At 48.9% G+C, this 18238-nt stretch carries 18 protein-coding genes; 14 read left to right on the top strand and 4 right to left on the bottom strand.

Features of this window, described 5'->3' with window-relative positions:
• Entirely contained in the window at positions 1 to 930 is a 930-nt protein-coding gene (locus ACXAG2_RS16870) for a MaoC family dehydratase (RefSeq protein WP_474868897.1), read from the bottom strand.
• Between the two features lie 94 nt (positions 931 to 1024).
• Positions 1025 to 1681: a 4'-phosphopantetheinyl transferase family protein gene (locus ACXAG2_RS16865; protein WP_474868894.1), complete on the bottom strand. Its 657-nt coding sequence runs from the start codon at positions 1679 to 1681 to the stop codon at positions 1025 to 1027.
• Between the two features lie 192 nt (positions 1682 to 1873).
• On the opposite strand from ACXAG2_RS16865, the gene ACXAG2_RS16860 reads away from it, so the two are divergent.
• From ACXAG2_RS16860 to ACXAG2_RS16815, 10 genes are all read left to right on the top strand, one after another.
• Positions 1874 to 2137, top strand: a complete 264-nt coding sequence (locus ACXAG2_RS16860) for a phosphopantetheine-binding protein (RefSeq protein ID WP_119502389.1) — start codon at positions 1874 to 1876, stop codon at positions 2135 to 2137.
• A 62-nt stretch (positions 2138 to 2199) separates the two neighbouring features.
• Positions 2200 to 3378 (top strand): beta-ketoacyl-ACP synthase, encoded by a 1179-nt coding sequence (locus tag ACXAG2_RS16855; protein WP_474868891.1) that lies wholly within the window; start codon positions 2200 to 2202, stop codon positions 3376 to 3378.
• A 1-nt stretch (position 3379) separates the two neighbouring features.
• Positions 3380 to 4189, top strand: coding sequence for a beta-ketoacyl synthase chain length factor (locus ACXAG2_RS16850; protein ID WP_474868889.1), 810 nt, complete (start codon positions 3380 to 3382; stop codon positions 4187 to 4189).
• A gap of 12 nt (positions 4190 to 4201) precedes the next feature.
• Positions 4202 to 5764: an NAD(P)/FAD-dependent oxidoreductase gene (locus ACXAG2_RS16845; protein ID WP_474868887.1), complete on the top strand. Its 1563-nt coding sequence runs from the start codon at positions 4202 to 4204 to the stop codon at positions 5762 to 5764.
• The gene (locus tag ACXAG2_RS16840) at positions 5761 to 6354 is read left to right on the top strand and encodes a COG4648 family protein (protein WP_474868884.1); all 594 of its coding nucleotides are present in this window, start codon (positions 5761 to 5763) and stop codon (positions 6352 to 6354) included. The genes ACXAG2_RS16845 and ACXAG2_RS16840 overlap by 4 nt, the downstream gene beginning before the upstream one ends.
• Complete coding sequence (locus ACXAG2_RS16835; RefSeq protein WP_474868881.1) at positions 6347 to 6730, top strand: ApeI family dehydratase; 384 nt, start codon at positions 6347 to 6349, stop codon at positions 6728 to 6730. The genes ACXAG2_RS16840 and ACXAG2_RS16835 overlap by 8 nt, the downstream gene beginning before the upstream one ends.
• On the top strand, positions 6727 to 7473 hold the full coding sequence (locus ACXAG2_RS16830) for a glycosyltransferase family 2 protein (RefSeq protein WP_474868878.1): 747 nt from the start codon (positions 6727 to 6729) through the stop codon (positions 7471 to 7473). The genes ACXAG2_RS16835 and ACXAG2_RS16830 overlap by 4 nt, the downstream gene beginning before the upstream one ends.
• Positions 7474 to 7483: 10 nt before the next feature.
• Positions 7484 to 8485 (top strand): LpxL/LpxP family acyltransferase, encoded by a 1002-nt coding sequence (locus ACXAG2_RS16825; protein WP_474868876.1) that lies wholly within the window; start codon positions 7484 to 7486, stop codon positions 8483 to 8485.
• Positions 8485 to 8940, top strand: coding sequence for a hotdog family protein (locus ACXAG2_RS16820; protein WP_474868873.1), 456 nt, complete (start codon positions 8485 to 8487; stop codon positions 8938 to 8940). The genes ACXAG2_RS16825 and ACXAG2_RS16820 overlap by 1 nt, the downstream gene beginning before the upstream one ends.
• A gap of 14 nt (positions 8941 to 8954) precedes the next feature.
• Positions 8955 to 10190, top strand: coding sequence for a beta-ketoacyl-ACP synthase (locus tag ACXAG2_RS16815; RefSeq protein WP_474868870.1), 1236 nt, complete (start codon positions 8955 to 8957; stop codon positions 10188 to 10190).
• A gap of 97 nt (positions 10191 to 10287) precedes the next feature.
• Here ACXAG2_RS16815 and ACXAG2_RS16810 read toward each other — a convergent pair whose 3' ends face one another.
• Both ACXAG2_RS16810 and ACXAG2_RS16805 read right to left on the bottom strand, forming a co-directional pair.
• The gene (locus ACXAG2_RS16810; RefSeq protein ID WP_474868868.1) at positions 10288 to 11655 is read right to left on the bottom strand and encodes an AMP-binding protein; all 1368 of its coding nucleotides are present in this window, start codon (positions 11653 to 11655) and stop codon (positions 10288 to 10290) included.
• 186 nt (positions 11656 to 11841) lie between these two features.
• Positions 11842 to 13983 carry a TonB-dependent siderophore receptor gene (locus ACXAG2_RS16805; RefSeq protein ID WP_474868866.1) on the bottom strand — a complete coding sequence of 714 codons (2142 nt, stop codon included), beginning with the start codon at positions 13981 to 13983 and terminating at the stop codon, positions 11842 to 11844.
• A 334-nt stretch (positions 13984 to 14317) separates the two neighbouring features.
• Here ACXAG2_RS16805 and ACXAG2_RS16800 point away from each other — a divergent pair, with 334 nt between their 5' ends.
• The 4 genes from ACXAG2_RS16800 (at position 14318) to ACXAG2_RS16785 (ending at position 18236) form a co-directional block, all read left to right on the top strand.
• The gene (locus ACXAG2_RS16800; RefSeq protein WP_474868863.1) at positions 14318 to 15862 is read left to right on the top strand and encodes an alpha/beta hydrolase-fold protein; all 1545 of its coding nucleotides are present in this window, start codon (positions 14318 to 14320) and stop codon (positions 15860 to 15862) included.
• 310 nt (positions 15863 to 16172) lie between these two features.
• Positions 16173 to 17111: a chorismate transformation FkbO/Hyg5 family protein gene (locus ACXAG2_RS16795; protein ID WP_474868861.1), complete on the top strand. Its 939-nt coding sequence runs from the start codon at positions 16173 to 16175 to the stop codon at positions 17109 to 17111.
• A gap of 52 nt (positions 17112 to 17163) precedes the next feature.
• Positions 17164 to 17985 carry a lysophospholipid acyltransferase family protein gene (locus ACXAG2_RS16790; RefSeq protein WP_474868858.1) on the top strand — a complete coding sequence of 274 codons (822 nt, stop codon included), beginning with the start codon at positions 17164 to 17166 and terminating at the stop codon, positions 17983 to 17985.
• A complete protein-coding gene (locus tag ACXAG2_RS16785; RefSeq protein WP_119502376.1) occupies positions 17982 to 18236 on the top strand; it encodes an acyl carrier protein in 255 nt (84 codons plus the stop codon). Before ACXAG2_RS16790 ends, ACXAG2_RS16785 begins: the two co-directional genes overlap by 4 nt.
• The last annotated feature ends 2 nt before the right edge of the window (positions 18237 to 18238 follow it).

Genomic DNA, 18238 nt, shown 5'->3' with positions numbered 1-18238 from the left:
TCACGGATTAGCCGGTATGTGTTGTAACGGTGCGCCGATGCGTCCGCACAGCACTACCTGCTTCCTGCGGACTGCCTGCTTGTCACGCAGTTCGAAAGACACTTCAGACACTTTACTGCCTTCGATACTTTCTTCCCCGTTGCTGTTAAGCCGCATTTCAGACGGCAACGGCACGGGATACCTGAACGCATTGGTAACAGAAAAAGCATGCTGTCCTGTGACTGTCGCATCGCTCAGCGTCGAGATGCATCGTGCAAGTACATGAGTGCCATGGGCAATGGCGTGTTTGAAGCCAAACAGCCTGGCACACCAGCGGTAAAGATGAATAGGGTTATAGTCGCCGCTGATACGGGCGTACCGGCGTCCTGCAGCGGCGTCAAAGTTCATTACAGAAGTGACTGCAAAGGTTTTTTCAGACCCGGAGACATCTGCGCCGTCACTTTCCCCGGCCTGTTTCAGCACGCCGGAAGCGCCCCGGTATAAATACGTACTGGTAATTTGCTGACGCACAATATCCTGCTGGCTCACTGTCAGCATCACGTCAACGGCAATGCCCCTCGGATGAAGACGTACATCACTGAAATGACATGTAATCTCCATGTTTTCTGCATTCAGTGGTAACAGTTGATTGATGGTATTTTCTGTATGCACCAGCCCCATCAGCGGAAAAGGCGATGCGTTAGTGGTAAGTACATCGATGTGCAGTGACAACCCCATAAAGAGAGGAAAGCAGGGATGCAGGGTGTCGTGTTGCCAGTGATGAAGGCGGTTAAAAGCCCGGGATGCACGGATGACGCGCCTGGCAGGAAAATGCTGAGTGCGACGGATGTCTGGCAAACCGGGTGAACGCTGATCCGTAATACACCGGTCCAACAGAGGCTTGTCGGCTTTTTTGAAAGCCGCTTTCAGAGCCTGTTTAATATGCTGCACTGCGAACTCCTTTATCAACAGTGTTTTTCTTTACGCCGGCGCTACGTTAACGCAATTTTACCGCCGTGGCACGGGATAATCACTGGCTGCCAAATCAATCGAAGACCAGGCGTTGCCGTTTAACCGTGATATCCCTTTCATTTATTTTTTCAACGGCAAGGGCCATGCTGTAATCCTGCCTGTAAAACTCACAACTGAATAGCCAGTGCCGGCCGCTGGTCTGAGAACCCGCTGTTGTAACTACCTCAGGCTGCAAAGAATCAATACCGGAAAAGTAAAAGCTGTCTCCGGCAATGGCCATTCCTTTACCCTCCGCTTTGATGAAAGCTTCCTTTAAAGACCAGAGTGTATAAAAGCGATGCATGGTGTCTGTATCGCCTTTTGCCGCTAAAAGTACATCACGCTCTGACGAATGAAAGTAAAAAGCCGCCAGTTCATTAAAATTGCGGGCGCTGTCCATCCGTTCAATGTCGACGCCGCACTCACGTCCACGGGTAACGGCAATTAAAATCATGTCACCGGAATGGGACAGATTAAAGTGCAGATCTTCCGGGTTTACTGTGAGAAATGGTTTACCGTGGTCGTTGACACTGAATTGCATGTCAGCCGGATCGCCGGCTTTCTGTAATCCGGCCAGAATGAGCCTGAGCGTCCCGCGTGCAGCCAGAAAGCGGTGCAGGCTTTCCCGCTTGCGAAAACCTGCCATACGCAGCTTTTCATCTTCAGACAAATACGACTGCAACTGAGACATAACATTTTTTTCATGTGTATCAGCAACATCAACGAGCCAGAGGTGTACCTCCTGATCACTGATGAATTTTGCCGGTTTTGAAGGGGTAAAATCGGAAAACATGCCGTTTTGCAGAAATAGTTTTTATTGTAACATTAGTTTAAACTAGCGCCCTTTCAGAGAGAAGCGTACATAGTAAGGACAGTATCAACTATGGCTACACAAACAGAATCCGAATTAAAAATGGCTCAGCTTTTGGTTGAAGCACTCAACCTTGAAGACATGGAAGCGGAAGAAATTGATCCGGAAGATCAATTATTCGGTGACGGTCTGGGACTCGATTCTATTGATGCGCTGGAAATTTCATTAGCGATATCAAAAGAATACGGCGTGCAAATTAAAGCTGAAGACGAAGGTACACGCGAAGCGTTCGAGACCTTACGAAGCTTAACCGCATTTGTTGAAAAGAATAAATAAAATCGGGCGGGTACCCTCTGATTTGCGGTAAATAAAGCGGTTTGAGGGTTATCTTTGACGACATGAAAATAGATATCATCGATTACGAATCCTGTTCGGCGGCCGGGGTTAATCTCAGCGCCTTACGGACTTCGCTCAAACAGCATAAAAGCGGCCTGATTAAGAACAACCTGCCGGGTTCAGATTTAGGCACCTGGATTGGCGTCGTTGAGCAAATCAACGGGGTGGATGACCTCGGTCAATGGCAAAGCCGGAACAATGCCCTTGCTGCATTAGGTTATGAACAGGGCACGATTCGCCATACGGTTTCAGCGTTAATCAACAAATACGGCGCTGCCCGAATTGGTTTGGTCATGGGCTCAAGTACGTCCAGTATCGACCGTACTGAAGAGGCCTACACCAAACTCAACAGGTACAATGGGTTAACCGAAGCTTTCAAACAGCCGTTTGTGCATAATCCTCATGCACCTGCTTTATTTGCCGCATATCTTTCCGGCATCAAAGGCCCGTCACTCACAATCAATACAGCGTGCTCTTCTTCCGCCAAAGTGTTTGCCACCGGCGCTCGATGGCTGGAAACCGGCATTGTCGATGCGGTGCTGGTAGGCGGCGTGGATACGCTGTGTCTGAGTGTGCTGCACGGTTTTAATTCGCTGCAGTTACTGTCGCCGAACCCGTGTAAGCCTTTCGATCAGCATCGGGACGGGATTAACCTGGGTGAAGCATCCGGTTTTGCCGTACTCCAGCGCGCGGGTGAAAATGACAACGGCAAAGGCATTACACTGGCCGGTTACGGTGAAAGCTCAGATGCACACCATATGTCGCACCCGCATCCGGAAGGACTGGGCGCCAGATTGTCGATGACACAGGCGCTGAAACGGGCTGCATTGTCTCCTGAGTCGGTGGATTATATTAACCTTCACGGCACGTCCAGCCGGGCTAACGATTTAATTGAAGGAAAGCTGATTTCCGAATTGTTCCCTGCGTCTGTACGTTGTTCATCGACCAAAGCCTGGATGGGACATACCCTGGGCGCAGCCGGTATTACAGAAGCCATTATTGCCATGGACACCTTGCACACCAACGTAATCCCGGGCTCAAAGAACCTGGAAACGCTGGATGATGCTCTGGATTTCTCCATTAAAGCCACAGACGAAGAGAAAGTGTGTCAGCACGTGATGACCAATTCATTCGGCTTCGGTGGTAACAACTGTACACTTTTGTTTAGCAGGGCAGAGTAATATGCAGACAAAAGCACTGAAATGTAAAATTGCAGGCACCGGAGCCTGGGGCAGCTACTTTGAAAACTGGTCTGCACTTCAAGCGCTGCTTGGTGGCGCAGACTTACCAGAAGCAAAGCTGAAAAGCCCGAAACCCGGTATTATTCCCGCCAATGAAAGACGCCGTGCCCCGTTGCCGGTTAAGTTGGCGGTTGAGAGTTCATGGCAGGCGACGCAAGATGCCGGTGTTGAGCCCAACATCCTTACTTGCGTGTTTGTTTCTGGTCTGGGCGATACCGACCTGACCGACTACATGTGCAAGACGCTGGCGTCTGAACATAAAGAGCTTTCGCCTACCAAATTCCATAACTCGGTACACAACGCGCCGGCCGGCTACTGGACCATCAGTACGGGCACCATGAGCGCGGCCAATTCTGTTGCCGGATATGAAGAGTCGGTGTCGTTAACCATTCTTGAGGCGATTATTCAGTGCGAAACTGAAAACGTGCCTATGCTGCTCACGTTTTATGATGCGCCGGTGGCAGATATTCTGACACCCGTGTTGCCTAATCAGGAAACCTTTGCGTTTTCATTGGTGATTTATCCGCACGACGCCGATGTGGAGGGCCAGGTGCTCACAGCAATGGTAAATCAGCAGGAAGATGCAAGCTGGCCAAAACTCAATGCCGGCAGTACGTATCTCACAGAGATGTACACCCAAAACCCTGCGGCAAAGGTATTGTGTGTTGCTGAGCTGTTGAATCAACCTGACGGGCAGATCACGATTCCGCTAAGCAGCGGAACCAGTCTCACTTTAGCTTGTGAAGGGTAAATGATGGATCAGATGAATACGGATATTATCATCGCCGGTGGCGGGCTGGCAGGCATGAGCCTGGCGCTGCAACTGCTTAACCGCGACGACACTTACGCCATAACCATAATTGAGAAAAACACCTTTCCGGTACACGACACCACGGCAAAAGTGGGGGAGTCTACAGTTGAAATTGGTGCGCACTACTTTACAGATGTACTTGGCCTGAAAGACCATTTCAAGGAAAAGCATCTGCGTAAGTACGGCCTCAGGCTGTTCTTCGGCAGAGTGCAAAACGACTACAGCGATTATGATGAACTGGGCGTCAGCGAGCTTTTCGGCATTCCGGCTTACCAAATTGAACGTGGCACGCTGGAAAACTACCTCTACACCATGCTGAAAGAAAAAGGCGTGGTATTTCTCGATGGCGCAGTACCTCAAGACATTGAACTGGGCGATAAAAATCATACTGTGGTTTGCCGTCGCGGCGACGACACGATTACCGTTCAGGGGCGTTGGTTAATCGACGCAGCGGGCCGTCAGGCGTTGCTACGAAATAAGCTGAACTTGCAGACTGAAACCGGTCATCAGGGCAATGCGGTTTTCTTCCGGATCAATAAGCGGGTCATTATCGATGAATGGTCTGATAATGAAGCCTGGCAAAATCGTGTCCTCGAACCGGGTAAACGTTGGTTAAGCACCAATCATCTGATGGGCCCGGGTTACTGGGTGTGGATTATTCCTCTTGCGTCCGGCGCCACCAGCTTTGGTATCGTCATGGACGATAAAGCGCTGGCCGACAGCAAAATCAGCACCTTTGAAGACACCATGGCGTGGCTACAACAAGAACATCCACTTTGCGCAGAGGCCATTGAAGGGGCGGAACTGCTCGACTTTAAAGTCATGCAAGGCTATTCCTACGGCTGCAAGCAAATGTTCTCAGACTCTGGCTGGGCCATGACGGGTGAAGCCGGCGCCTTTGCTGACCCTTTCTATTCACCGGGCAGCGATTTCATCGCGCTGAATAATACCTTTGTTACCCATCTTATCGAGCGTGACAGGAAAGGACAGGACATTTGTTTTGAAGCGGCCTTGTTCCACAAATTTTACGACTCGTTCTTTGAGAACACCCTGTCAATTTACAAAGGTCAGTATGGCGGTTTTGGCGATCGTAAGATGATGTCGATTAAGCTGGTATGGGATTACACCTACTACTGGGGTGTGTTTGCCTTGCTGTTTTTCACCGACGCTATCGGCGACTTAGACACCATGCGTAAAATTACCCCGAACCTGCTGAAAACCCAGAAGCTGAATAAGAAAATGCAGATGTTGCTGGCTGAAAGAGCACAGAGGCGTTTGGTTTTACCCGCCAGAGGCAGCTTTATGGATCAGTTCCTGGTGCCGTGTCTGGGCGAGCTTAATGACGTACTGAAAAATCCGGATATTGATGTGGAAATGGCACTGGAGAAGAACATTGCCATTATGCAGAAAATTGTCCCGTACTTTGAAGATATGCTGAGCGACGAAGCGACCACGCAGATTGATGATGAAGAACGTGCGGTGCTGGGAAATTACAGGCAAAGCGTGCTGGCGTGAGTGCATCACCGCGGCAGCGAGGCCCGAAGGATTTAATTCCGCTGCTCTTTGTTCTTGTGTCTGTGGTTTACCCGTTTGTGGTGTGGCTCAACATCGACACGATAGACCCCCGCTGGTTCGGTGCGGTGTTACTGTTAGTGGCTATTTTCAGGTTGGTGGTTGCAGGAAGGGGTCGTAAAACCAGTGACTGGTTGATGACTGCCGTGATTGCGTTATATTGCGCCGGGGTTATATTTCTGAACAGTGAAATACTGCTGAAATGTTACCCTGTGATCATGAGCGCCGGAATGGGACTGCTGTTCCTGATCTCGTTGCTTGATGAGCACACCCTGATAGAACGCTTCGCCCGGGCTGGTGGACACAATCCGCCGGCACAGGCGAAAGGATATCTCAGGGCGCTGAGCCTGGCGTGGGGGCTGTTGCTGTTACTCAATGCAGCGGTGGCAGCCTGGACAGTCTGGTTCAGCAGTTTAGCTGTATGGACACTCTACAACGGTTTACTGTCCTACCTGATTTTTGCCGTATTTGTGGTTGCTGAATTACTCTTCCGGCGCCACTACAAAAAGAAGCATAAGATTGTTGATGACTGATATACATGCGTTGAAAGCACTGTTTAACGCGCAGGAAGGGCCGGATATTACGGCTGTAAAAATGGATGAAGCGTCTGCTGAGATCACGCTTAAGGTAAGCGAAGATCTTGCCTGGTTTGACGGTCACTTTCCTGATCATAAAGTGCTGCCCGGTGTGGTGCAGATAGACTGGGCGGGAAAGCTGGCAAAAGCGTTGTTTATCAGCGATAGCCGTTTTCATCAACTCACCAACATCAAATTCAAAACCATGGTCATGCCGGGTGCACAGATGCAGCTCACGCTCAATCACAATGCAGCCAAAGGCAGTGTTTCGTTTCACTTCTCTAACGAAACGGACTCATTTTCCACGGGCAGTTTTAAGTTTTCCGCATCATGAAATATTGCATTATTGTTCCTCATTACAAACACGAAGTGCTGTTTGAAAAGTTTCTGCCGGCGCTGGCATCACTGAATTTACCCTGCATTGTGGTAGATGATGGCAGTGGTGAAGAAAGCGTGGCGAAGGTAGAAGCACTACTTAAACCTTACCCGGATTTTCGTCTTGTCAGACACCAGACGAACCGTGGTAAAGGTGCTTCGGTGATCACCGGCTGTTATCACGCCAGTGCCATGGGCTTTAGCCACGTATTGCAACTGGATGCCGACGGCCAGCACAACATCGATGACGCGCAAAAACTCTTGGATTACAGTCGCTCACACCCGGATTCCTTTATCTCCGGTCAGCCTTATTTTGATGAAACTGCGCCGTTCGCCAGAAAATACGGCCGCAAAATTACCGATTTCTGGGTAGCGCTGGAAACCCTGTCTTTGCAAATTAGAGACGGCCTGTGCGGCTTTAGGGTGTATCCCATCAAACAAATCGAGCGGGTATTCGATAACTACTACCTTGGCCCGCGCATGGATTTCGACCCGGAACTGCTGGTGAAAGCGGTCTGGGCAGGCATCGACTTGCACTTCATTCCTACCAAGGTGATTTATCACGAAAACACCGTATCCCATTTTCATTATCTGAAAGATAACCTCATGCTGATCCGGCTGCATGTACGGTTGATGTTTGGCATGCTTATTCGCTTGCCAAAACTGATAGTCACCCGCGTTCGTGCCTTGTTGGGGAAGTAAAGAGGAAGCGATGACTACGTCAGATAAAACTTCAGAACAGCAGGCGCACTGGTCGCAAACCCGTGAAGCCGGCACGATGGCAGCCATGCGACTGGTGTTTTTTATTTACCGGCTGTGCGGCCGCAAAGTGTTTTCGGTCATCATGTATCCGGTGGCGCTGTATTTTGTGCTGTGCCGCAAAGAGCAGCGTGAGGCATCGCTGCAATACCTGACCGCTCATTACCGGTTTAAGCCAGAGATCTGGCAAAGTAAGCCGGGTTACCGTCATGTGCTGCTGCATTTCAAAACCTTTGCTGAAGTGATTCTGGATAAGATGCTGGGCTGGCTGGATGAAATCTCAGAAAAAGATTTCGTACTCAGCTCGCCGGAGAATATTGAAGCACTGCACAACGATGACAGAGGGCAGCTTATTATAGGCTCTCATTTCGGTAATCTGGAATTTTGCCGTGGCTTTATGCACCGTTACCGCAGCAAGGTTATCAACATACTGGTTTACGACAAGCACGCCGGCAACTTCGTTAAAATGATGCAGGACGAAAATAACGAATCCCGTCTTAATGTCTTTCAGGTTGATGAGTTTGATGTCACCACCATCATGATGCTGAAGGAAAAAATTGATGCCGGCGAGTGGGTGTTCATTGCCGGTGACCGCGTTCCCTTAAGTGGTCTGGAACGCACCGTTGATGTTCAGCTTCTGGGTAAACATGCGCCACTGCCCATCGGTCCCTACATGCTGGCAAAAGCGCTGGCGTGTCCGGTTAAGCTGATGTTTGCTTATCGCTGTGAAGCGTCAGACAACAAGGTGTTGTTTGATGTGGCGCCGTTGTGTGACAAATTGCAAATCAACCGCAAGACCCGCCAGCAGGACTTACAGAATTATGCGCAACAGTTTGCCTCGAAACTGGAAGAGCATAGCCTGAACGCACCGTATCAATGGTTTAATTTTTATGATTTCTGGCAGCCCGGCGACACCACGTCTTTAACAGCGGGCACCAAAGGGGAAGGGAAGTAATGTCGCAGGAAACCCGTTTCGACAGCCGGTTGTTTGAGTTAATTCCTCACCGTCCGCCCATGTTACTGATTAACGAAGTACTGGATGTCACTGAAACCTCATCGGTATCGCGTACCTACGTCGATGAAGAAAGCCCGTTTTTTGAAGCCGGTAAAGGCGTCCCTGCCTGGATTGGTCTGGAATACATGGGCCAGACTGCCGCACTCATTGCCGGTCATCAGCTCGCGCTGGGGAAAGTTACACCGCACCTGGGGTTTCTGCTTGGAACGCGCTCATTTAAAACCCATTGCGATTACTTCGCGCCGGGTAAGTACACGGTGCGCTGTGAAGAAAAAGCGCTGGTGGGCGACGGGCTTGCAACGTTCGATTGCTTCATTGAAAATGAGCCGCAAGACGGTAGCGAAATGCAGTGCCTGGCTACGGCGAGTTTGTCGGTATTTCGCCGGCCTGTTTAAGAAAAGGATGTAGTTTGAATAACAAAAATGACAGACGGGTTGTGATTACCGGAGCCGGTGTAGTGTCTGCACTGGGTGATGACTGGTCGCAGGTAAAATCTTCGCTTCAGTCGATGAAGTCAGCGGTATGCTACATGGAAGATTGGAAAAAGTATGACGGACTTGGCACTTATCTGGCGGCCCCCGTCCATGACTTTGCTTTGCCTGCCCACTATACCAAAAAGAAAAAACGCAGTATGGGCCGTGTTGCCCAAATGGGTGTGCTGGCCACAGAGCGTGCGCTGGCTGATGCCGGCCTGACAGATGATCCGGTGATTCGCTCTTCTGCGACAGGTGTGGCTTACGGTTCTGCCACAGGCAGCAGTGAAGCAGCACTGGAGTTTGCGCCTATGCTGGAGAACTTTTCGACTTCCCGCATTAACAGCAGCACCTATCTGCGCATGATGAACCACACTGCGGCTGTGAACATCAGTGTATATTTCGGTACCCAGGGCCGCATGTACACTACATCGAGTGCCTGCACGGCGGGCAGCCAGGCGATTGGCTATGCGTATGAAGCCATTAAGTTTGGTCAGCAGGATGTGATGATTGCCGGTGGCGCAGAGGAATTGTGTCCTTCCCAGGCAGCGGTATTTGACACACTGTTCGCTGCCAGCACCAAAAATGATACCCCGGAAGCCACGCCCCGGCCTTACGATCGCGATCGTGATGGTCTGGTACTGGGTGAGGGGGCGTGTACGCTTATTCTTGAATCCTACGAACATGCTAAAGCCCGTGGTGCGAATATTCTGGCAGAAGTCACCGGATACGCCACCAATACCGACGGCGCTTATCTGGTTAAACCTAATCCGGAAACGGTGCAACGTGTCATGGCCTCAGCCATGAAAGATGCCGGTGTAACCGCTGATGACATTGGTTATGTCTCGGCGCATGGCACGGCAACGCAGCACGGTGATATTGTTGAAAGCCACGCCACCTTTCAGGTTGTGGGCGCCAAGCCCATTAGTTCGCTGAAAAGCTATACCGGCCACACCCTGGGTGCTTGCGGCTCATTTGAAGTGTGGGCAACCATTAATATGATGAAAGAAAACTGGTTTGCACCCACATTGAATCTGGATAACGTTGATCCAGAGTGTGCGCCGCTGGATTACATTCGTCAGGAATGCCGCGAAATCAAAACCGATTGCTTCATGAGTAACAACCTCGCTTTCGGTGGTATTAATACCTCATTGATCATAAAGCGGGTTTAAACGCAAAACATTGCCGGCAGGGCAGTGAAAAAACAAACAAAAAGGGCGTCACGAATTTTTCGGGACGCCCTTTTTTACTTAACTGCCGGTACTCTGATTATCTTTTCTTTTTCAGTGACGCATGGAGCGCATCAATGTTTTTGCGCAGCAGCTTACCGTTAGGTTCGCGGGGCAGGGCATCTACCACGTACACAGGTCGCGGCACAAAAGCACTGTCCAGACGCGCTTGTAAAAAGCGCACCAATTCGGCTTTTTCTACCCCCGGCTTTAGCGACACAATGGCGACAAGGCGGGTAACCGGTCCTGCTGATTCAGGATGAATCACAATGCCATCTTCCAGGCCCTTAAACGTCAGCAGCGTTTGATTAATGGTAAACAGCGAACCCCGCTTGCCGGCAATCTTTATCAGGTCACTTGCCCGCCCGGATAACACAAAGTGATTGTCATCTTTAAATTCAATGAAATCTTGCAGTACGGTATCGGAGGGCAAATGTTCAGCGCGCACCGTGGTGGTACCGTCTTCCTGCGCAAAATCAATGCCTTCAAATTTAAACCAGGCTTGCTCTTTGGCAGAACGCCGCACCGCCATCGATCCCACTTCACTACAACCGTAGACTTCTCTTAACGGCGCGTTGAATTTCTGCTCCACTTCGGTGGCCAGTTCTGTGGTAAGCGGGGACGTGGCGCACAGTACGGAATGGGCGCGAACTTCAGACCTCATACCGGCACATAGCGCCCGCAAATGTACGGGAGTGGAAACCAGCTGTTTGGGTTCTGGCAGAGCTGCAAAGATGTCCAGAATGTCCTGCGGGAACAGGGGCTTAGCATCACTCATGCATACTTTGCTGAATAACGGCAGCAAGGCTGAGGTTTCAAAACCCCACATGTGTTGGGCGGGCATGGTAGCCAGCTGGTACAGGGTCTCTTCACAATCAGGGATCATGAAGGTGTAGTTGATCAGGCTGCTGCGGTGCAAGGTGCGCCAGTATTTGAGATTAGGCTTTGATTTTCCGGTAGAGCCGGAAGTGAAACTGATGCAGGCCAGAAAATCATCCGCAATGGCGGGTACCGAAAAATCGCTGCTGTCAGCCTGCGGGCATTTCACCGATAAAATATTAAATGCAGGGATAGCGGCACTGATTTCACTCCCGTCGTGAATGATAAAACAATCCCCATAGTCCCCGTTCATCTGCTCCTGGGTGGCGATATTTTTATCCGGCGGTAATAAGGTCGTTGCGCCCCGTAAAACAGCGGCACACAGCCCCACCAGAAACAGGTAACGGTTCTCACACAGGTTAATCGCGTAACCCTGACAGGTCAGAGCCTCTGCGACCTGCTTCACATGGGAAAGAAAGCGGGAGGCAGTAACCGGCCCGGTATTGAGATCTGCTGCACCGACAGGCCGGGTCAGATAAGCAATTGTGTCTTCTGCTTCACGGGTAAAAAGGGGAAAAGTATCAGGCATGAAAGAGTTATTTACTGGTGTTCACGAATGTTAACAGCCATGGTAAAGGGTGAGTCCATTCGCTTTATTTTCAATTTTCGCTAGTTTAAACTACCGCCAGATTAAAAACTAATTTTGTGTCACGGAATGATTGCGGGATAGACGTCCATGTCAATCCCACCCGTTTTTCAAATAAATCGTTCTGTATCAAAAATCCACGTTGACATTGAGTGATAATGTTCGCGGTGCGCCGATACGAATCCCCTCACTGGTACTCCCTGTACTCGCCCAGTATTCTTTATCGGTCAGGTTTTTAATTGCGGCTCTGAATACCACATTCTTACCTGATAATGTCGTTTCATAGCTGGCGTTAACGTCAATGAGTATATAGCTATCAAGCTCAAGCTCATTGGCTGAATCGATAAACGTTTTGTCGTAGTATCTCACGGCAATATCACTTGCTAACCCCGGAATCGCACTAAAAGAATAATTTGCTCCGACGCTAAATTGCTGTTCAGGAGAACCAGCCACCTGGTTTCCTTCTATTGTACTTCCTGATTCCATGCTGTCGTAACTGGCATCCAGCAGGAGTAAGTTAGCATACAATCCTGTATTGTCGTTGACGTTAGCCAATGCATTGAATTCAAAACCCTGATATAAGGTTACGCCATCTTGCGTTAAATAATTGTCGGCCGTCGCAATGTTTGCTACCCGCTCAATGCGAAACAATGCCGATGTAAGGCTATAATCTTCCCGCTCTAATTTAGCGCCAATTTCATATTGCTTGCTGATGGTTGCATCCAGCACTTCGCCCACATTTTCATAAGTGTCACCTACAGTTTGCCCTTCCTCTAATGATTCGACATAACTGGCATATATGGTGGTGTCATCAACCGGGTTATAGATCAACGCTATGGTGGGGGTCGTTGCCTCGCTGTCTCTTTCAGTACCCTCAAACCATGCGTAAACGTCCGTGTTCAGGTCACCATAATTGTATTTGCTGTATCTCAAGCCAGCTAATAAACGCCATTGTTCCGAAAAAGCAATAGCGTCACTGAGAAAATAGGACGTTTGGTCATAAGCCCATAGTTTATTGAGGTCTTTCACGAGGGATTTGGTGTAATCAATATCGACCTGGTTGAATAAATTGTTGTATTCATCAAGCACGACAGTGATCCGGTTCGGGTCATTGCGATAAATCTCTTCTTTTTGATACGAAGCGCCTAAAACTATTTCGTGTTTTAAGTTGCCGGTGTCGAAACTGCCTTCAAAAAAGCCATTAACCTGATCAAACTTAATATCAAGAGCTTGCTCATAAACCATGATTTTATAGTCAAAGTCATTATTAGCCACGTAGGGTACGGATTTCATCCACCATGTATTGTTTTCAGTGCGACTATATTCAATTTGTGCTTTCCATTCATCATTGAACTGATAGGCCAGCGTTGATTGAAACACAAGAAAATCACTGTCATCAAAAGAATCATCCAGCGCCAGATTAGTGCTACCGTCTACTGTATCAGGAATACTGGTGACAGCTTCGTCCATTCGCCATTCAGTGTAGTAGAGCAAACTGCTCATATTTTCACTGTCCCTGGAATCGGAAATAAAGTCGAACGTCCAGTAAAGGCTATCCGTTAATTGTGCATCCAGTGCCACTGAAATGGTATTTCGTTCCATAGTGCCGCCGTCAATATGGGTATCCCCTTCTTTGTGGACCAGATTAACCCTAGCGCCGAACTGGCCGTGGTCACCAAAGCGCTTACCTGCGTCAAGGTGTAAACTGTAGATACTATCACTGGCATAGCCCAGGCTGGCTGAAAGCAAATCGCTCGTTGGTTTTTTGGTGGTGTAATTCACGATCCCACCTGGTGCAGCAAAGCCGTACATGAAACCAGTTGCCCCCTTTAAAAGAGCCACCTGACTGAAAACCTCATAGGGTAATTCGCTATTGAAAGCATTCAGTGACTGACCATTTAATTTGTAGTTATTTTCGTAGTTGAGATCCAGCCCGCGTACGCTCATGGTCTCTCCCCAGCTTGAGTAGCTGTCGGCTCTCACATTTACTGATGCTTCGTGGGCAAATAGATCTTCGAGACTGTTTACCTGGCGCGCGGCGAGCTCGTCTTCTGTAATCGTCGCGATTGAAAAAGGGGTGTCGATAATAGCCATTGCACCTAATGCGCCACCATTAGAATTTAACTTCAGTGCTGAGGTTTTTGTACCGTAAACAGTGATGTTTTCAATTTTTTCCTTGCTTTCTTCAGCTTGCACAAGAGGGATGAAAAGGGTGGAAGTTAAGGTCGCTAACAGGAATTTCTTAGCGCCTGAAGGAGTTTGAGTGTTCATTAATTCTCCATTTTTAATTATAGCGGAAACAATCCATTTAATCTTAAATGATAATGATAACTGTTATCAACAACTTGTCAGGAGAATTTATGTCTCTTTACATTCATATTTAAGTAGTCACGCAAACCACTCTTTCTTGTACGGTTAATCTAAATAAATCGGGGGAGGTTCAGCAGTATTCTGCTGCAATAAGGGGAGTGTGGGATAAAAATCCCCTTGTAAGAAAAATGCCTGGGTTAAATTTAGTATTGATAAGCATTATCATTTACATTTTGGTTCATCTGGATAATATATCAAGCTTTCGTCTGGTCATGCCTTAAAGAGGGAGCAGGGAATGCGTCTACGTATTTACCTAATTATTGCATCATTATCTTACGCCTTTCATTCATTCGCCCTGACTCAGAATCAACCTCTCCACCATAGTGCAGGTAATACCCTCACTATCCATGCTCCGGAGGGGAGTTATGTAAGTGCGGAAATCGTCGCAGGTTATGGAGTCAAAGCCTGGCTGCTCGATGAAAATGGTGAGGCCTGTCGCCAGTTCAGTTTGAGACCGGATAGCCAGTCTCCCGTGCACTTTGTAGCTGCTTACAACAACCCGGTTATCCGGTACTTCGGAGACACGCCTCGTTTTAACATAAAACGAATCGTGTCAATCGAAGAGCAACAAAGCTATAAGCGCCCTCCTCAGAGTAAAATAATGAGTCGTGCAGTAGCCGCGCTTGATGCAGGGGGAGATGTTGATCAAGTTTGGGCGGGTTTAATTGAAAATGGTACGCCGCTCATGGAAGCAGTGGGCGATAACGTTTTACTGACATTTATCTATCGCGGAGCTAAACAAAACGTTTTGTTGTTTGGCGCGCCAGATAACGATCACGGGTGGTTGGACAGACTTTCCTCGTCGGATATCTGGTACAAAAGTTACCTTGTTCCTGAAGACACACGGCTTGCATATCAGCTTGCGCCAGATGTTCCCCAATTTGCAGGTGAACGCTATGAACAACGTGTTGCTTTACTTGCTAAGGTTCAGCGGGACCCCAATAACCCAAATGTGTGGCCTGACGCACAAGACAAATATCAACAAGAATCTACTGTGGAACTGGCAAAAGCACCGCTTCAACCTGGTGTAAAGCAATTTGATTCTCATCTTTCTCCGTCTTATTCATTTGTACTTGATAGTAAACAACTCAATAACCGCCGGAACATAAAGGTATTCCAAATAGGAGATATTCAACAGGACAGTGCCATTCAGTTATTGATATTCGATGGTCCCGCATACATTAAAAAAGTGAGTTTGCCGGATATATTAAATAACCTGGTGGCATCAGGTGAGCTACCACCGGTAGAAGCCATTTTTATCGATAACCTTGATGGTCAGACGCGGAGTAATGAACTTCCGGATAACAGAGCATTTACCGGGATGCTGGTACAGGAATTAATACCGTATGTTGAGAAAAAATCCCAACGTCAGTTTATCCCGAAGCAACGGGTACTTGCGGGATCCAGCTATGGCGGGCTTGGGGCAACCAACCATGCACTGCGCCGGTCAGATATATTTGGCAACGTTATTTCAATGAGCGGATCTTATTGGTGGTCAGCCGACAGCGGCCCAATGGCTGCGCAAACGTACTATGTGTCTGAAAATATCATGCGTACTGAGCGCCTTCCTGTTCGCTTTTTTATCAGTGCGGGTTTGTTTGAAGGTGGCCGTAATGGAGAAAAAGGGATCCTTGATGGCAGCCGTCACCTTCGGGATATATTAAAGCTTAAAGGCTATGATGTTTCATACCGGGAATATGCAGGAGGGCATGACTATTTTGTATGGCGGGGTGCGCTAACGGAAGGGTTGATGGCACTTTTCCCTGTTACCCGCAATTAACTTCAGTAACCGGCCCGGTATTGAGATCTGCTGCACCGACAGGCCGGGTCAGATAAGCAATTGTGTCTTCTGCTTCACGGGTAAAAAGGGGAAAAGTATCAGGCATGAAAGAGTTATTTACTGGTGTTCACGAATGTTAACAGCCATGGTAAAGGGTGAGTCCATTCGCTTTATTTTCAATTTTCGCTAGTTTAAACTACCGCCAGATTAAAAACTAATTTTGTGTCACGGAATGATTACCTGCTGATATTTTTGCCATGTGAATGGCTGCCTCATTCCTGTTTGAAATTACACCACATCCAGTTGTCTCATGTTAAAACAGCATTTTTGTTCCACCCCCGCCAAAGCCCTGCAATCCCGTGAGGATGTTCTAGCGGTAATGCCTCTTATCAACCAGTGTGAACCTTTCGGGAACGGCCTGATTGCAACAGGGCTTGAAGAAGCGGGCTCTGATACAGTCAGTGAAGTGTGGACGGTAAAGGGCAAAGTGACCCGTGGCCAGACCGGACGTTGTTACTGGTCTGAAACGGACGATGTGATTTGCGTTGCACACTGGCTGACAAAGGATGAATGCTGTGATATTGAGCAACACACGCAAACCGCCTACGGGACAATTCTGGGTGTGCTGGGTGAGAAAGGGTTCGCGCATCCGTTCCGCTTCTGGAATTATCTGCCGGCGATTAATGCCGGTGACGGCGACCATGAGGTGTATAAAAAGTTTTGCACCGGTCGTCTGAAAGCGTTTGAAGAAGCAGGTATTTCCCCTCAGGCTTTCCCCGCTGCATCAGCGTTGGGGCATCATAACGATGGTGCTGTATTTTATGTGTTCGCCAGCCGCGTTAAGCCACGGCACTACAATAACCACCATCAGGTGAACGCCTACGAATATCCCCGCCAGTATGGCATTTCCAGTCCCTCATTTGCCCGTGCTACCGCACTGACACTGAATGACTCTCACTTTTTGTTTATTTCAGGAACGGCCAGCATCACAGGCCATCAGACACTGGGAGAGGGAGATATTAAGAAGCAGCTCAATGTGACCATGGGAAATATCCGCCATTTGCTTGAAACAGCGAATCCGGAGCAGTGCCCGTTGTCAGCCTTTAAAGTCTATGTCCGTCACGAAAAGGATGTCGCCTATATCCGTGACTGGCTGAGCAGCCATTACCCTGACGTTGAAGCGGTGTACACTCTGGCCGATATCTGTCGTAAAGACTTGCTGGTTGAAATCGAATGTTTTTGTGTCTGAGCCGGTATCTGCCTCTGGAACAGCCTGGCGGTTGCCGCACCGGAGTGCTGGTATGCTGTTAGCTAAACTGCGCAAAAGCTGGCAAATCCTCAGCGCCGGTGTGAGTTATTCGCTGTTTGGCGTGGGGGCGTTGCTGGTCGGTGTTTTCTTCCGGCTGATGAGTCCTGTCACCATTATTTCGCCGGCTAAAAAGCAACGCATGATCCGTTGGTGTATTCATAAAGGGTGCCTGACATTTATTCGTATCATGCGATTTTTCGGCCTTATCCGGTATTCGTTCGATGTGGACTCTATGCACAAAGCCCGCCCCGGGCACATTGTTATTGCGAACCATCCGTCACTGATTGATGTGGTGCTGCTGCTTGCCGTGAATAAGCAGATGTGTTGTTTTGTGAAAAGCGCCATTTGGGATAACTTTTTTACCGGTGCGGTGGTGCGCCAGGCCGGGTTTATACCAAACAATGCTGAGCAGGTATTACCTATGGCGGCGGCCAAACTGGAAGCCGGGGAGAATATTCTGATTTTTCCTGAAGGCACGCGGACCAAAGAAGATAACGTTTTGCGCTTTAAAAGGGGAGCTGCCAATATGGCGGTGGCCGTTAATGCCTCCATCATGCCTGTGATGATAGAGTGCTACCCCCGGGCGCTGAAAAAGGGCGATAAATGGTATGATATCCCGGAAGGCGGCCCGGCATTTACACTGCGTTCAGGTGAATTACTGGCACTGGATGACTGCATAGACACTACGTTACCGCGACCTAAGCAGTACAGACATCTGACTCAGTTTCTGGAAAACTATTACAACAAACAGCTGTCTACAGAGACAACGGCCACGCCGGAACAGCTGGAAAATCAAAGAGGGAATGCGTTATGAATGCGGAAAAAGAAAATATCCTGGCACAGGTCAGAGACACCTTAGTCGACCTTTTCGAGCTGGAACCGGCGGAAATCGTGCCTGAAGCCCGTCTCTACGAAGACCTGGATATCGACAGCATTGATGCCGTAGATTTACTGGTTGACCTGAAAAAGACCATTAACGTAGAAATCTCTCCGTCTCAGTTCAAGCAGGTGAGAACCATACAGGACGTCGTTGACGTACTTGCTGAGTTGCCGGCGAAAGCATAAAC

It is taken from the genome of Alteromonas sp. ABH4_456, from assembly GCF_056160645.1.
Note: the sequence above shows the minus strand (reverse complement) of the source record. Positions and strands in the feature narration are given on the sequence as shown.

Bases quoted from the DNA above. Each gene is read 5' to 3' on its own strand.
- ACXAG2_RS16865 (WP_474868894.1), bottom strand. From the start codon at position 1,681: ATGTCTCAGTTGCAGTCGTATTTGTCTGAAGATGAAAAGCTGCGTATG.
- ACXAG2_RS16860 (WP_119502389.1), top strand. From the start codon at position 1,874: ATGGCTACACAAACAGAATCCGAATTAAAAATGGCTCAGCTTTTGGTT.
- ACXAG2_RS16855 (WP_474868891.1), top strand. From the start codon at position 2,200: ATGAAAATAGATATCATCGATTACGAATCCTGTTCGGCGGCCGGGGTT.
- ACXAG2_RS16850 (WP_474868889.1), top strand. From the start codon at position 3,380: ATGCAGACAAAAGCACTGAAATGTAAAATTGCAGGCACCGGAGCCTGG.
- ACXAG2_RS16845 (WP_474868887.1), top strand. From the start codon at position 4,202: ATGAATACGGATATTATCATCGCCGGTGGCGGGCTGGCAGGCATGAGC.
- ACXAG2_RS16835 (WP_474868881.1), top strand. From the start codon at position 6,347: ATGACTGATATACATGCGTTGAAAGCACTGTTTAACGCGCAGGAAGGG.
- ACXAG2_RS16830 (WP_474868878.1), top strand. From the start codon at position 6,727: ATGAAATATTGCATTATTGTTCCTCATTACAAACACGAAGTGCTGTTT.
- ACXAG2_RS16825 (WP_474868876.1), top strand. From the start codon at position 7,484: ATGACTACGTCAGATAAAACTTCAGAACAGCAGGCGCACTGGTCGCAA.
- ACXAG2_RS16820 (WP_474868873.1), top strand. From the start codon at position 8,485: ATGTCGCAGGAAACCCGTTTCGACAGCCGGTTGTTTGAGTTAATTCCT.
- ACXAG2_RS16810 (WP_474868868.1), bottom strand. From the start codon at position 11,655: ATGCCTGATACTTTTCCCCTTTTTACCCGTGAAGCAGAAGACACAATT.
- ACXAG2_RS16805 (WP_474868866.1), bottom strand. From the start codon at position 13,983: ATGAACACTCAAACTCCTTCAGGCGCTAAGAAATTCCTGTTAGCGACC.
- ACXAG2_RS16800 (WP_474868863.1), top strand. From the start codon at position 14,318: ATGCGTCTACGTATTTACCTAATTATTGCATCATTATCTTACGCCTTT.
- ACXAG2_RS16795 (WP_474868861.1), top strand. From the start codon at position 16,173: ATGTTAAAACAGCATTTTTGTTCCACCCCCGCCAAAGCCCTGCAATCC.
- ACXAG2_RS16790 (WP_474868858.1), top strand. From the start codon at position 17,164: ATGCTGTTAGCTAAACTGCGCAAAAGCTGGCAAATCCTCAGCGCCGGT.
- ACXAG2_RS16785 (WP_119502376.1), top strand. From the start codon at position 17,982: ATGAATGCGGAAAAAGAAAATATCCTGGCACAGGTCAGAGACACCTTA.